This is a genomic window from Halomonas alkalisoli, assembly GCF_021412585.1.
GTDB lineage: Bacteria > Pseudomonadota > Gammaproteobacteria > Pseudomonadales > Halomonadaceae > Halomonas > Halomonas alkalisoli.
On sequence record NZ_JAKCMI010000007.1, the window covers coordinates 25,665 to 39,204 of the forward strand.

General features: G+C 65.5%; 11 protein-coding genes and 1 riboswitch. Of the genes, 1 reads left to right on the forward strand and 10 read right to left on the reverse strand.

Annotation, left to right across the window (positions count from 1 at the left end; genetic code table 11):
* Positions 1-212: 212 nt before the first annotated feature.
* The 7 genes from LY622_RS00715 to LY622_RS00745 form a co-directional block, all read right to left on the reverse strand.
* The gene (locus LY622_RS00715; RefSeq protein WP_234289135.1) at positions 213-773 is read right to left on the reverse strand and encodes a DUF4402 domain-containing protein; all 561 of its coding nucleotides are present in this window, start codon (positions 771-773) and stop codon (positions 213-215) included.
* Between the two features lie 134 nt (positions 774-907).
* Positions 908-996, reverse strand: a riboswitch (cyclic di-GMP riboswitch).
* A gap of 513 nt (positions 997-1,509) precedes the next feature.
* Complete coding sequence (locus tag LY622_RS00720; RefSeq protein WP_234289136.1) at positions 1,510-2,409, reverse strand: hydroxymethylglutaryl-CoA lyase; 900 nt, start codon at positions 2,407-2,409, stop codon at positions 1,510-1,512.
* Positions 2,410-2,629: 220 nt separating this feature from the next.
* On the reverse strand, positions 2,630-4,681 hold the full coding sequence (locus LY622_RS00725) for an acetyl/propionyl/methylcrotonyl-CoA carboxylase subunit alpha (RefSeq protein WP_234289137.1): 2,052 nt from the start codon (positions 4,679-4,681) through the stop codon (positions 2,630-2,632).
* Positions 4,678-5,523 carry an enoyl-CoA hydratase/isomerase family protein gene (locus LY622_RS00730; protein WP_234289138.1) on the reverse strand — a complete coding sequence of 282 codons (846 nt, stop codon included), beginning with the start codon at positions 5,521-5,523 and terminating at the stop codon, positions 4,678-4,680. The genes LY622_RS00725 and LY622_RS00730 overlap by 4 nt, the downstream gene beginning before the upstream one ends.
* A 7-nt stretch (positions 5,524-5,530) precedes the next feature.
* Complete coding sequence (locus tag LY622_RS00735) at positions 5,531-7,138, reverse strand: carboxyl transferase domain-containing protein (protein ID WP_234289139.1); 1,608 nt, start codon at positions 7,136-7,138, stop codon at positions 5,531-5,533.
* Positions 7,139-7,636: 498 nt separating this feature from the next.
* On the reverse strand, positions 7,637-8,806 hold the full coding sequence (locus tag LY622_RS00740) for an isovaleryl-CoA dehydrogenase (protein ID WP_234289140.1): 1,170 nt from the start codon (positions 8,804-8,806) through the stop codon (positions 7,637-7,639).
* Positions 8,807-9,098: 292 nt separating this feature from the next.
* The gene (locus LY622_RS00745) at positions 9,099-10,037 is read right to left on the reverse strand and encodes a sodium-dependent bicarbonate transport family permease (protein WP_234279611.1); all 939 of its coding nucleotides are present in this window, start codon (positions 10,035-10,037) and stop codon (positions 9,099-9,101) included.
* 133 nt (positions 10,038-10,170) lie between these two features.
* On the opposite strand from LY622_RS00745, the gene LY622_RS00750 reads away from it, so the two are divergent.
* Complete coding sequence (locus tag LY622_RS00750; RefSeq protein ID WP_234289141.1) at positions 10,171-11,130, forward strand: LysR family transcriptional regulator; 960 nt, start codon at positions 10,171-10,173, stop codon at positions 11,128-11,130.
* On the opposite strand, the gene LY622_RS00755 is transcribed toward LY622_RS00750, so the two are convergent.
* From LY622_RS00755 to LY622_RS00765, 3 genes are read right to left on the reverse strand one after another with little or no spacing between them, the layout of a single operon-like run.
* Positions 11,127-11,957, reverse strand: a complete 831-nt coding sequence (locus LY622_RS00755) for an ABC transporter substrate-binding protein (protein WP_234289142.1) — start codon at positions 11,955-11,957, stop codon at positions 11,127-11,129. The genes LY622_RS00750 and LY622_RS00755 overlap by 4 nt on opposite strands.
* A gap of 44 nt (positions 11,958-12,001) precedes the next feature.
* The gene (locus LY622_RS00760; protein WP_234289143.1) at positions 12,002-12,730 is read right to left on the reverse strand and encodes an ATP-binding cassette domain-containing protein; all 729 of its coding nucleotides are present in this window, start codon (positions 12,728-12,730) and stop codon (positions 12,002-12,004) included.
* On the reverse strand, positions 12,727-13,431 hold the full coding sequence (locus LY622_RS00765) for an ABC transporter permease (protein ID WP_234279605.1): 705 nt from the start codon (positions 13,429-13,431) through the stop codon (positions 12,727-12,729). Before LY622_RS00765 ends, LY622_RS00760 begins: the two co-directional genes overlap by 4 nt.
* Positions 13,432-13,540: the final 109 nt, after the last annotated feature.

Below are 13,540 nucleotides of genomic sequence, written 5' to 3' on the forward strand. Positions count from 1 at the left end.
TAGACCTGAACTCAAGCAATAAGTGCATCGCCTACAGTTATTCTATGAATAAAAAATATCCCCCGATATTGCCGGGGGATACTTTCTTTAGGGTGCAAAGTAACGCTGTCATTAGTCAGCGTTTAATCAGAGTGAAGCTTCTGAACGTTACTTCCATGACTCCACTCTGGTCTTCGCCGGTCTAATGCCCGGCTCTACATGCCAATGGAAGGTTAGTTGTACTCTACCGTTGCAGTTACATCGCCGGTATAGACCCCGGCTACCTGAGCGGCACCCACTGAAAGCGTGCCCCCCAGGTAGATGGTTTGATCACCCCCTGCGCTTAGGGCGCCTGATAACACGTCTGCCGAGGCGCCGCCACCGCCGGTGAGGTCACTGATTCTTGCCAGTGTCATGGTCTCAGCTCCCGCTCCGGTCGTGTTGGTCAGCACAGCGCCCGTCCATGAGATAGTGTAGGTTGCATCAGCACCCCCGGTGACCAGGAATTGGGCGGCGGTCGGGGTTGGGCCGACGGTCGGGAGAAAGGCATCCCCTGTTGCGGTTCGACTACCGTTAGTGTCAACCTTCACGGTACCGACAGCGACGCCGGCGACAAATCTGCCAAAATTTAGATTCACCGGATTGGTGATCGCAATGGGCGCAATAACGGTACCCGTCGCCGTGGTTGTCGACTCCGCAGCAAAGCTGTTGGATGCTCCGAACGCCCCAAGCGCGACGACGGAGGCCAGCACGGTACGGCGAAAGCTCTTGCGAATGACAGTAGATGAGTTCATTTATCTATCCCCGGCAAGTTATTGCCACGATGGTTTAGCGTGGGCAATCACTTTAGTTAACACCAGTTAGGGGAACCGTTAACACTGCGATGGCGGGCGGGCATGAGAAAAGTGTGCTCGGACCCAAAGGAGATGTAGGCGGTCCCGCTGTCTTAGGGATTTTACCCCCGTTAGATCGGTGACTTTGCGTCCCCGCCTTTCGACGGGTTTGCCCTTTTCTTTCCTTCCGACAAATCGGTGAAGCCTTCGGTCTGTCGGGGGCCGTATTACCCTTCGGTGAGTTGGCCTGAATCCATACTGGCGGAAAGAGAAATTTTCCACAAGAGGATTGTTTGCAAGACACTAAATTAAGGGGGGTAAATTAATTCCATTAATTTCTATCTGTTTGTTTTGTAGAATAAATCGCCTTGAGTGCCGTGTTGGCTGCTAGTGTTTTTTATATTTCTATTCGAGATCCGCCGATCCAGCGAGATAAAAGCATGTGATAAATTAAACCCCATTTTTCACTGGAACATTACGAAAGCATATATTATTCAATGGTTTGTTCTTTTCCTGAGGATGCGTTCGGACTTTTCATCCCGCCCTATTGTTTAGGTTTGTTAAATGGAACGGCTTGGGGTCCGATGCCTGTCAAGGAATCTGTCGCCTCTGAGGTCTGTACAGTGATGGTACTCACCTGACACAAAGCCCCTGAGCCAGTCACCTGACTCAGGGGCTTTCCGTTTCTACCCCGTGATCACTTCGCCGCCAGCGCCACGCCCACCTTCGAGCGATTCGGTCGGCCGATGGTCTGGGTGATCCAGGTGCCGGTGTCGGCGAGTGCCTCGAGGTCGATGCCGGTTTCGATGCCGAGGCCGTTGAGCAGGTAGACGACGTCTTCACTGGCGACGTTGCCGGAGGCGCCCTTGGCGTAGGGGCAGCCGCCGAGGCCGGCAACGGAGCTGTCCACCACGCTGATGCCTTCTTCCAGCACGGCGTAGAGGTTGGCGAGTGCCTGGCCGTAGGTGTCATGGAAGTGGGCGGCGAGATGGGCAATGGGCACCTCGTCGCTCACGGCTTCGAGCATGCGCTTGGCGGCGAGGGGGGTGCCTACGCCGATGGTGTCGCCTAGCGAGATTTCGTAGCAGCCCATGTCATAGAGTGCTTTTGAAACCTCGGCCACCTTGGCCGGGGCGATCTCGCCTTCGTAGGGGCAGCCGAGCACGCAGGAGACGTAGCCGCGCACGCGCACGTTGGCTTCCTTGGCCCGCTCCAGCACCGGGGCGAAGCGCTCGAGGGATTCGGCGACGGAGCAGTTGATGTTCTTCTGCGAGAAGGCCTCGCTGGCGGCGCCGAAGACCGCCACTTCTTCCACGCCGCACTCCAGCGCCGCTTCCAGCCCCTTGAGGTTGGGGGTGAGGGCGGCGTAGGTGACGCCTTGGCGGCGCGTGAGGCCGGTCATCACCTCACGGTGGTCGGCCATTTGCGGCACCCACTTGGGCGAGACGAAGCTGGCTGCTTCGATGTAGGCAATGCCGGCGGCGCCCAGGCGGTCGATGAGTTCGAGCTTGGTGGCCGTGTCGATCGGGTTGGGTTCGTTCTGCAGTCCGTCGCGGGGGCCGACCTCGACCAGGCGCACGGATTTGGGGAATGTCATGGCGGTGTCTCCAGCAGTGGCTGTTGATTCGGGAGGCCTTCGGCCTCCTGTCGCGATGCGGAGTCGGAGCGCCGAACCGAGCGCTCCTACAGCTGTTTTAGCTTAGGGCAGCGGCCGTATCGGGAGGCCTTCGGCCTCCAGTCGCGATGGGAACCAGCGCTCCTACAGCTTTCTTTTCTTCTGTTGCGGTTGATTCGGGAGGCCTGCGGCCTCCCTTGTTTTATTCGTCGGCGGCGAATTCGAGCAGTACGTCGCCTTGGCCGACGGTGTCGCCGCCCTGGAAGTGGAAGTTTTCCACGTGGCCGTCGGCGGGGGCGGTCATGGTGTGTTCCATCTTCATGGCTTCCATGACCATCAGCGGCATGCCTTTCTCGACGCGCTGGCCGGGTTCGACGAGCAGTGCCACCACGGTGCCGTGCATGGGCGCGGTGAGGGTCGATTCGGCTTCGTGGTGGCCATGGTCGATGGCGTCGATGCGGCGCCAGAACAGCCGGGTTTCGCCGCGCGGGTCGACCATGACGACGACGTTGCCGTCGCGGCGTGCCTGCAGGCGGCGGCGGTGGCCGTTGAGGGTCACGGCGACGGCGTCGCCGGCCAGCGGTTGCAGGCTGGCGGTGAGGGTCTCGCCGCGGATGGTCAGGGTCCAGAGTGCCTCGCCGCTGTGGCGGGTGCCGTCGACCACCACCACGGTGTCGGCGTCTTCGCTGTCCTGCACGTGCGCCGGGTCGCATAGGGCGATGCGGATGCTGTGCGGGGCGTTGAGGCGGAAGCCGTCGTGGCGGTCCCAGGGGGAGTCGCTTTCGCACTCGCGGGCGAGCTGGTTGAGGCCCACCAGGGCGGCGCCGGCGTACGCTTCGATGCTGTACTGCTTGGGGGCGAAGAGGGTGGCTTCGTTGCGCTCGATAAAGCGGGTATCGAGGTCGCAGGCCTTGAACGCCGGGTGGGTCGCCAGGCGCTGCAGGAAGGCGCGGTTGGTCACCACGCCCTGCACGTCCAGCGCGGCCAGGGCGCGGTTGAGGGTGGCGAGTGCCTGGTCGCGGTCGTCACCGTGGACGATCAGCTTGGCCAGCATCGGGTCGTAGTGCATGGACACGGCGTCGCCGGTCTCCACGCCGCTGTCCAGGCGCACGCGCGCAGGATCCAGGCCGGCGCCTTCCAGGTCCATGGCGAACTGGGTCAGCAGGCCGGTGGCGGGCAGGAAGTCCTGGTCCGGGTCTTCGGCGTAGAGCCGCGCCTCGAAGCTGTGGCCGGTGATGGTCAGCTCGTCCTGGGTGCAGGGCAGGGCTTCGCCCATGGCCACGCGCAGCTGCCACTCGACCAGGTCCTGGCCGGTGATCATCTCGGTGACGGGGTGCTCCACCTGCAGGCGGGTGTTCATCTCCATGAAGAAGAAGGAGCCGTCCGCATCCAGCAGGAACTCGACGGTGCCGGCGCCCACGTAGCCGATCTCCTTGGCTGCGCGCACGGCAGCGTCGCCCATCTCGCGGCGCAGTTCGGCGGTCATGCCGGGGGCGGGGGCTTCCTCGAGCACCTTCTGGTGGCGGCGCTGCACGGAGCAGTCGCGCTCGAACAGGTAGACGCCGTTGCCGTGGGAATCGCAGAACACCTGGACCTCGACGTGGCGCGGCTGGGTCAGGTACTTCTCGATCAGCATGCGGGTGTCGCCGAAGGCGGCCTGGGACTCGCGGCGGCAGCCGTCCAGCGCGGCCTGGAAGTCAGCGCCGGACTCGACCACGCGCATGCCCTTGCCGCCACCGCCGGCGCTGGCCTTGAGCAGCACCGGGTAGCCGATCTTGTCGGCCTCGGTCTTGAGCAGGGCGTCGTCCTGGTCGTTACCGTGGTAGCCCGGCACCAGCGGCACGCCGGCGTCAGCCATGCGCGCCTTGGCGGCGGACTTGTCGCCCATGGCGGCGATCGCCGAGGCGGGCGGGCCGACGAAGACGATGCCGGCCTGGTCCAGTGCTTCGACGAAGCCGCCGTTCTCGGAGAGGAAGCCGTAGCCGGGGTGGATGGCGCCGGCGCCGGTGCGCTTGGCGGCTTCGACCACGGCCTCGACCTTGAGGTAGCTGTCGCGGGCGGCGGCGGGGCCCAGGCGCACGGCCTCGTCGGCCTCGCGCACGTGGCGGGCGCTGGCGTCGGCGTCGGAATAGACGGCCACAGTGCGCAGGCCCATGGCGCGGGCGGTGCGCATGACGCGGCAGGCGATCTCGCCGCGGTTGGCCACCAGCAGGGTGTCGAACTGGCGGGTACGGGTGTGCGGTGTCTGGCTCATGAGCGTCGCTCCGTGTCGGCTGACGTCTTGGTTGAAGCGGCGGTGTCGTCGACCCAGGCGGGGCGGCGCTTCTCGAAGAAACTGGATAGGCCTTCCTGCCCCTCGGCACTGACGCGCAGCTCGCTGATCACGCCGCAGGTGTGCTCGCGGGTGGCCTTGCTGTCGGGCTCCCGGGCGACCTCGAAGAGCAGCGCCTTGGTGGCGCGCTGGGCCTGGGGCGAGCCGCCGAGCAGGGTCTCGATCATGGCCTCGACGGCCTCGTCCAGCTCATCGAGACCGACCACCTGATGGCTCAGGCCGAGCGCCAGGCTGGTGGCGGCATCGACCACTTCGGCGGAGAGCGCGAAGCGGCGCATCTGGCGCGGACCGATGGCACGCTGCACGTAGGGGCTGATCACCGCGGGCGAGAGGCCGATCTTGACCTCGGAGAGGCAGAACTTGGCCTTGTCGGAGGCGATGACGATGTCACAGCAGGCGGCCAGGCCCACGGCGCCGCCGAAGGCTGCGCCTTGCACGCGGCAGATCGTGGGGCAGGGCAGGGTGTCGAGGCGGTGCATCAGCTGCGAGAGCTTGCGCGAATCGGCCAGGTTGCCCTCGAAGTCGTACTCGACCATGCGCTTCATCCAGTTCAGGTCGGCCCCGGCGGAGAAGCTCTTGCCCTCGGAGCCCAGCACCACCAAGCGCACGTGGCCGTGGTGGGCGTCGTCGTGGAGGGTGTCGAGATGCGCGTTGAGCTCGGCGATCAGGCTGTCGTCGAAGGCGTTGTGCACCTCGGGACGGTTCAGCGTCAGCCGGGCGACGCCGCGCTCGTCGATCTGCAGTTCGGAATATGTCTGTGTCATAACGGCCTCACATCCGGAATACGCCGAACTTGGTTTCCTGCACTTCGGCATTCATGGCGGCGGCGAGCGACAGCCCCAGCACGTCGCGGGTCTGCAGCGGGTCGATCACGCCGTCGTCCCATAGCCGCGCGCTGGCGTAGTAGGGGTGGCCCTGGTGCTCGTACTGGTCGCGGGTGGGGGCCTTGAAGGCTTCCTCGTCCTCGGCGGACCATTCGCGGCCCTCGCGCTCGTGCTGGTCGCGCTTGACCTGGGCCAGCACGCCGGCGGCCTGTTCGCCGCCCATCACCGAGATGCGGGCATTGGGCCACATAAACAGCAGGTTGGGATCGTAGGCGCGGCCGCACATGCCGTAGTTGCCGGCGCCGAAGCTGCCGCCGATCAGCACGGTGAACTTGGGCACCTTGGCGCAGGCCACGGCGGTAACCAGCTTGGCGCCGTGCTTGGCGATGCCTTCGTGCTCGTACTTGGAGCCGACCATGAAGCCGGTGATGTTCTGCAGGAACACCAGCGGGATCTTGCGCTGGGCGCAGAGCTCGATGAAGTGCGCGCCCTTGACCGCGGATTCGGAGAACAGCACGCCGTTGTTGGCGACGATGCCCACCGGGTAGCCGTGGATATGAGCGAAGCCGGTCACCAGGGTGTCGCCGTAGTAGCGCTTGAACTCGTCGAAGTCGGAGTCGTCGACGATGCGGGCGATCACCTCGCGCACGTCGTAGGGCTTCTTGAGGTCGGTGCCGACGATGCCGTAGATTTCAGCGGGGTCGAGCCGCGGCGGCTTGGGCGCCTGCATCTTGAGCTGGCCGCGCTTCTGCCAGTTGAGTCGTGAGATGCAGCCGCGGGCGAGCTGCAGGGCGTGGGCGTCGTTCTCGGCGTAGTGGTCGGCCACGCCGCTCACCTTGCAGTGCACGTCGGCGCCGCCCAGGTCCTCGGCGCTGATGCTCTCGCCGGTGGCGGCCTTCACCAGCGGCGGGCCACCCAGGAAGATGGTGCCCTGCTGCTTGACGATGATCGACTCGTCGGCCATGGCCGGCACGTAGGCGCCGCCGGCGGTGCAGGAGCCCATCACCACGGCGATCTGCGGGATGCCTTCGGCGGAGAGGGTGGCCTGGTTATAGAAGATGCGGCCGAAGTGGTCGCGGTCGGGGAACACCTCGTCCTGGCTCGGCAGGTGGGCGCCGCCGGAGTCGACCAGGTAGATGCACGGCAGGCGGTGCTTGCGGGCGATCTCCTGGGCGCGGATGTGCTTCTTCACCGTCATCGGGAAGTAGGTGCCGCCCTTGACCGTGGCGTCGTTGGCGACGATCACGCACTCCACGCCAGAGACGCGGCCGATGCCGGTGACCACCCCGGCGGCGGGAATCGGGCTGTCATAGGTCTCGTGGGCCGCCAGCGCCGAGAACTCGAGGAAGGGCGAGCCTTCGTCGAGCAGGTTGTCGATGCGGTCGCGCACGAACAGCTTGCCGCGGGACTCGTGGCGGGTACGGGCCTTCTCGCCGCCGCCCTGGCTGATCGCCGCGGTCAGCTCGCGCAGTTTCATGACCTCGTGGCGCATCGACGCCTCGTTGGCCTGGAAGACATCGCTGCGTGGATTGATCTGGGTGTTCAGGATGCTCATGGAAAGATCCTTGCTGTTCGTCTTCGAAGCAGGGTAGTGCTTCGTGGGCGGTGCGTCTTTGATGGTTCTGTTGCCAAGGCGCCTTGCGGCGCCAGTCGCGATGCGGAGCAGCGCTCCAACAAGGCCGGCGCCCTCTGCACTGTAGGAGCAGCTTTAGCTCGCGACTGGAGGCTTAAAGCCTCCTGGCGGTGTTGCCCGATGTGGGTGATTACCGCCAACGTTGGTAGCCTCCGCCAAGGCGCCTGACGGCGCCAGTCGCGATGCGGAGCAGCGCTCCAACAAGGTCGGCTGCCTCTGCACTGTAGGAGCAGCTTTAGCTCGCGACTGGAGGCTGAAAGCCTCCCGGCGGTGTTGCCCGATGTGGGTGATTACCGCCAACGTTGGCAGCCTCCGCCAAGGCGCCTTGCGGCGCCAGTCGCGATGCGGAGCAGCGCTCCTACAGTGTCGTCGGTCGTCACGTATCACGAGATTCCGTGCCATCCGTCGTCGCTGCCACCCTTACCTAGATTCGTTGAAGATCTCGCGGCCGATCAGCATCCGACGGATCTCGCTGGTGCCGGCGCCGATTTCGTAGAGCTTGGCGTCGCGCAGCAGGCGTCCGGTCGGGTATTCGTTGATGTAGCCGTTACCGCCGAGCAGCTGGATCGAGTCCAGCGCCACCTGGGTGGCCTTCTCGGCGCAGTAGAGGATCACGCCGGCGGCGTCCTTCCTCGACGTCTGGCCGCGGTCGCAGCCGGCGGCCACGGCGTAGAGATAGGCGCGGCAGGCGTTCAGCGTGGTGTACATGTCGGCGATCTTGCCCTGCACCAGCTGGAATTCGCCGATGGCCTGGTCGAACTGCTTACGCTCGTGGATGTAGGGCACCACGATGTCCATGGCCGCCTGCATGATGCCGATGGGGCCGGCGGCGAGCACGGTGCGCTCGTAGTCCAGGCCGCTCATCAGTACCTTGACGCCGCGGTTCAGCTCGCCGAGCACGTTCTCGACGGGCACTTCGCAGTCCTGGAACACCAGCTCGCAGGTGTTGGAGCCACGCATGCCGAGCTTGTCGAGCTTCTGGGCGGTGGTGAAGCCGGGCATGTCCTTCTCGATGATGAAGGCGGTGATGCCCTTGGAGCCAGCGTCCGGGTCAGTCTTGGCGTAGACCACCAGCACATCGGCGTCGGGGCCGTTGGTGATCCACATCTTGTTGCCGTTGAGGACGAAGTGGTCGCCCTCCTTGCGCGCGCGCAGCTTCATGGAGACCACGTCGGAGCCGGCGCCCGGCTCTGACATGGCCAGTGCGCCGACATGCTCGCCGGTCATCAGCTTGGGCAGGTACTTGGCCTTCTGCTCGGCACTGGCATTGATCTTGAGCTGGTTGACGCAGAGGTTGGAGTGCGCGCCGTAGGAGAGACCCACCGAGGCACTGGCCCGGGAGATCTCTTCCATGGCGATGCAGTGCGCCAGGTAGCCCATGCCGGTGCCGCCGTCCTCTTCCGAGACGGTGATGCCCAGCAGCCCCATGTCGCCGAATTTCTGCCACAGGTCGTTGGGGAACTCGTTCTTCTCGTCGATCTCGGCGGCGCGCGGGGCGATCTCGTCGCGGGCGAAGGCGTTGACCTGATCGCGCAGCATGTTCAGTTCATCGTCGAGGCCGAAGTCGAGGGGCTTGTAGGGCGTGAGCATGGGCGGAACTCCCTTTTACTGTCGGTATGGCGGCTATCAGGTTGTGCGAGGTGAAGGGCACAGAGTCGCCTCGCATCTTGGAATGGCTACAAGACTAGGCCAGGTTGACGTTAACGTAAAGTGCAAGCGAGGCGGCTGCGACGAATGTCGAAGAAACCACGCTGTAATAAACGATCCCTGATAAACGACGAGGGAAGAAACGGCGTGGAAAGAATTGAGGTTGAGAGTGCAAGACTGGCAGAAGGGTGGGATTGGCGCCACCGACCCTGGGCCGGTGGCGCCTGGGCATGGTTCAGCCCAGCCACAGCGCCAGCTGGTGATAGAGGGGGATGCCGACGATCACGTTCAGCGGGAAGGTGAAGCCGAGCGCGGCCAACATGGCCAGGCCAATGTTGGCCTCGGGAATGGCGTTGCGCATGGCAGCCGGCGCGGCGATGTAGGAGGCGCTGGCGGCAAGCGCCGTCAGGATCAGCAGGGAGCCGCTGGGAAGCCCCAGTGCCAGGCCGACCGCCAGGCCGGCCAGTGACAGGACGAACGGCGCCACCAGGGCGAAGGTGAGCAGCCGCCAGTGGAACCAGGGGATGGGGCGCAGGGTTTCGGCCGCGGTCAGGCCCATCTGCAGCAGGAACAGCGCCAGCACCGCATGGAAGGCGCCGGTGAACAGCTCGGTGACGTTGGCGCCCTGCATGGGGCCATACATGGCACCGATCACCGCGCCGCCGGCCAGCAGGATCACCCCCCGGTTGGTCAGGGTCTCGTGCCAGATGCCCTGCAGCGCTTCGCCGGAGTCGCTGCCCTTGTAGCGGCGAAAGAGGGCGATGGCCACCATGATCGCCGGCAGTTCCATCATCACCAGGTAGAGCGTGACCTCGGCGCCGATGGGTAGGCCGCGGCCTTCGGCGAAGGCCAGGGCCACGGCGAAGGTGCCGGCGCTGACCGAGCCGTAGTGGGCGGCGATGCTGGCGCTATCGGCAGGCGAGAGGCGAACCAGGCGACGCAGCACCGGCATCAGGACAAGCGGGATCACCGCCCCCAGGGCGGCGACCGCGAGCAGTTCCGGCACCAGCGACCAGCGCAGGTTGCCGTAGAGCGCCATGCCGCCCTTGAGGCCGATGGTCAGCATCAGCAGCAGGCTCAAGGTGTCGTAGGCGGCCTTGGGGATGTTCAGGTCGGACTTGACGATACCGGCGAGCAGGCCGAGCAGAAAGAACATCACGACGATGTCTGGCATAGGTCTCTCTTCTTCTGGAGTCGCAGTGGCAGGGTAGTCGCGGATTGTGAGGAGTGCGTGATATTGATTCCAATTGAATATCCATCAATTTAGCATAGATAATTATCTATATGATCCGCCGTGGAGCCGTGTCATGAACGTGCGTCACCTGACGTTTCGTCTACTGCAGGTGTATGTGGCCGTGGTGCGCAGCGGCTCGGTCAGCGAGGCCGCTCGGCAGCTCCACCTGACCCAGCCGACCGTTTCGCAGCAGCTCAAGCGGCTGGGCGAGGCGGTGGGGGAGCCGCTGCTGGAGAGCCGTCGCGGCCGCCTGGTAACCACCGAGGCCGGCACCGAACTCTACCGCGCCAGCCGGGAAGTGCTCGACCGCTTCGACGACTTCGAGGATTACCTGGTTGCCCTGCGGGGCGGTGAAAGGGGGCGCTTCAGCATCGCCCTGGTCAATACGGCGCAGTACGTGTTGCCCCGTCTGTTGGGGCCTTACAGCCAGTCGTTTCCCGAGGTCGACGTGACGCTGCATATCGGCAACCGCCGCCAGATGCTGACTCGCTTCGAGCGTCAGGATGACGATCTCTATGTTTTCAGCCATCCACCCTCGCTGGCCCATGCCCTGGCTGGCCGCTTCCTGCGCAATCCGCTGGTGGTGATCGCCCCGCGGGGGCATGCCTTGGCCACCCGAGAGCGCGTTGCCATGAGCGAGCTGCTGGCGGAGCGTTTCCTGCTGCGCGAGCCGGGTTCTGCCACCCGCATGCTGTTCGAGAGCTGGCTGCAGGAGCAGGGGCTGTCACTTGGCGCGACCCTGCAGATGGCCAGTAACGAGGCGATTCGCGTGGGGGTGGCGTCGGGCATGGGGCTCGCGGTGCTCTCCGAGCATGTGTTGCCGCCGGAGCATCCCGACCTGGTGATCCTGCCGGTGGAAGGGTGGCCCATCGAGAGCCACTGGCAGTTTATCGTGCGCCGGGACCGGCGACTGCCCCACGCCGCGCTGGGCTTCCTGACGTTCGCCCAGGGCCACCTGGGCGAGTGCGTGGAGGCGCGCTTCATCTCCAACGAGCTGGGGGCGATGCTGGCGGGGTTGGGGTCAGGAACTTAAGGTGCGTCGGCGGCGTTGGGCTGACTGTTGGGAAAGAACAGCTGCTCGCCGTTGACCCGGAAGTCGGCGATCGCCTGCTGGCCAGCCTCGGAGAGCAGCCACTCATGCCACTGCGCGGCGAGGTCGTGCTTGAGGTGGGGATGGCGCTCGGGGGCGATTCGCACGCTGCCGTACTGGTTGAACAGCGCCTCGTCGCCCTCGAAGAGCAGCGTGAGATCCTGGCGATTCCTGAAGGCGACCCAGGTGGCGCGATCCGTGAAAACATAGGCATCCATGGCGGCGGCGGTATTGAGGGTGGCGCCCATGCCGCTGCCGAGTTCGCGGTACCAGGGGGATGCGGGGGCGATCCCTGCCGCCTTCCAGAGGCGCTGTTCGGCACGGTGGGTGCCGCTGTCGTCCCCGCGGGAGGTGAAGGGGGCTTCAGCCGCACCGATACGAGCGAAGGCCTCGTTGACGTCATCGGCTTCGGCAATGCCTGCCGGATCGCCGGCCGGGCCGACGAGCACGAAGTCGTTATACATGACGTCGGCGCGTTCGCTGCCATGGCCCTCGGCGACGAAGCGCGCCTCGCCTTCGGTGTCGTGCACCAGCAGGCTGTCGACATCGCCGCGGCGGGCGATCTCGAAGGCCTGGCCGGTGCCCACGGCCACGACGCGCACCTCGATGCCGGTGGCCTCGGTGAACGCGGGAATGATGGCGCCGAACAGGCCCGAGTTCTCGGTGGAGGTGGTAGAGGCCAGGGTGATATGGCCGATGCCCTGGGCGGTGGCGGGAAGCGACAGCCCCATCAGGGCGAGTGCGGCAAGGATGAGTCCGGCTTTGGGCATCCTGTCTTCCTCCTGGTGGTGGTCATCCGAGGTGGTCATCCGAGCTACCAGATCAGATCACCGTCGATGAAGGCGCGGGTGGTCGGTGAAGCCGGCGTGGTGAAGAAACGCTCGGCGTCGCTGTGTTCGATCAGCCGCCCTTCGTGGAGCAGCACGACGTCGTCTGCCAGCCGTTTCGCCTGGTTGAGGTCGTGGGTGGTCATCAGGATACGCGTGCCCCGGGCATGGAAGTCGACGACCGCCGCTTCCACGGCGCGCATCGAGGCCGGGTCCAGGGCGGCGGTGGGTTCGTCGAGGAACAGCACCTTTGGGTTGAGCAGCCAGGCCCGGGCCAGGGCCAGGCGTTGCTGCTCGCCGCCGGAGAGTACCCGCGCCGGGCGCCTTTCCAGGGGGCTCAGGCCGAAACGCGCAAGGGCTTCGCGGGCCAGTGGCTTGCGTGCCCGCCAAGGGGTGCCGCTGACGGCCAGGGCATAGGTGAGGTTGTCCAGGGCGGAGCGCTTGAGCAGCACGGGGCGCTGGAAGACCATCGCCTGGCGCGGTGGCTTGCCTTCCCAGTACACCTGTCCGGCGCTGGGGAGCAGCAGCCCGTGGGCCAGGCGCATCAGCAGGCTCTTGCCGGCCCCGTTGGGCCCCATCACCAGGGTGCGCCGGCAGCCGTCGAGGGAGAGGGTCAGCGGCTGGAGCAGCGTCTGGCCGCGGTGGACCACGCTCGCACCTTCGAAGCGCAGGGCAGGGATCGCAAGTTCGGGCAGCTGATGGGCCATTTGGGTCATCCCAGTCGCCTCCGGGCCGTTTCGCCCACCAGGTAGGCGGCACCGTTGATCAGCGTGACCAGGGCGAGCAGCACCAGGCCGAGGCCAAGGGCCAGCGGCAGGTTGCCCTTGCTGGTTTCCAGCACGATCGCCGTGGTCATGACCCGGGTGACGCCTTCGATATTCCCGCCCACGATCATCACCGCGCCCACCTCGGCACTGGCGCGACCGAAGCCGGCCAGTATCACCGTCATCAGCCCGAAGCGGGCGTCCCACAGCAGGGTGGGGATCCGGCGTAGGCGTGACAACCCGAGCGACTGCAGCTGTTCGCGATACTCGGCGTGCAGCTCCTCCACCTGCTGGCGGGTCAGGGCGGCGATGATCGGCAGGATCAGCAGGACCTGGGCGACCACCATGGCGCCGGGCGTGAACAGCAGGCCGAACTGCCCCAGCGGGCCGGCACGAGACAGCAGCAGGTAGACCGCCAGCCCAGCCACCACCGGCGGCAGCCCCATCAGGGCATTGAGTACCACCACGACCGCGCCGCGTCCCGGGAAGCGCCACAGCGCCAGGGCAGCGCCCAAGGGCAGCCCGATCACCGCACCCACCGCTACGGCGGCAAGTGACACCTGAAGCGACAGGGCCAGGATGCCGACCAGCGTCGGGTCCAGGCCCAGGATCAGGTTGAGGGCGGCCTGGAAGGCGTTGTCGAATTCCGGCATGCGGGTCTCCGGGCGAGGGTGGCGAAGCCCCATGGTATGCCAAGGAAGCCATGACGACACCCGCGAAACGACACACACATGCCCGTTCGGGTCGCGTTATCTCCTGGAC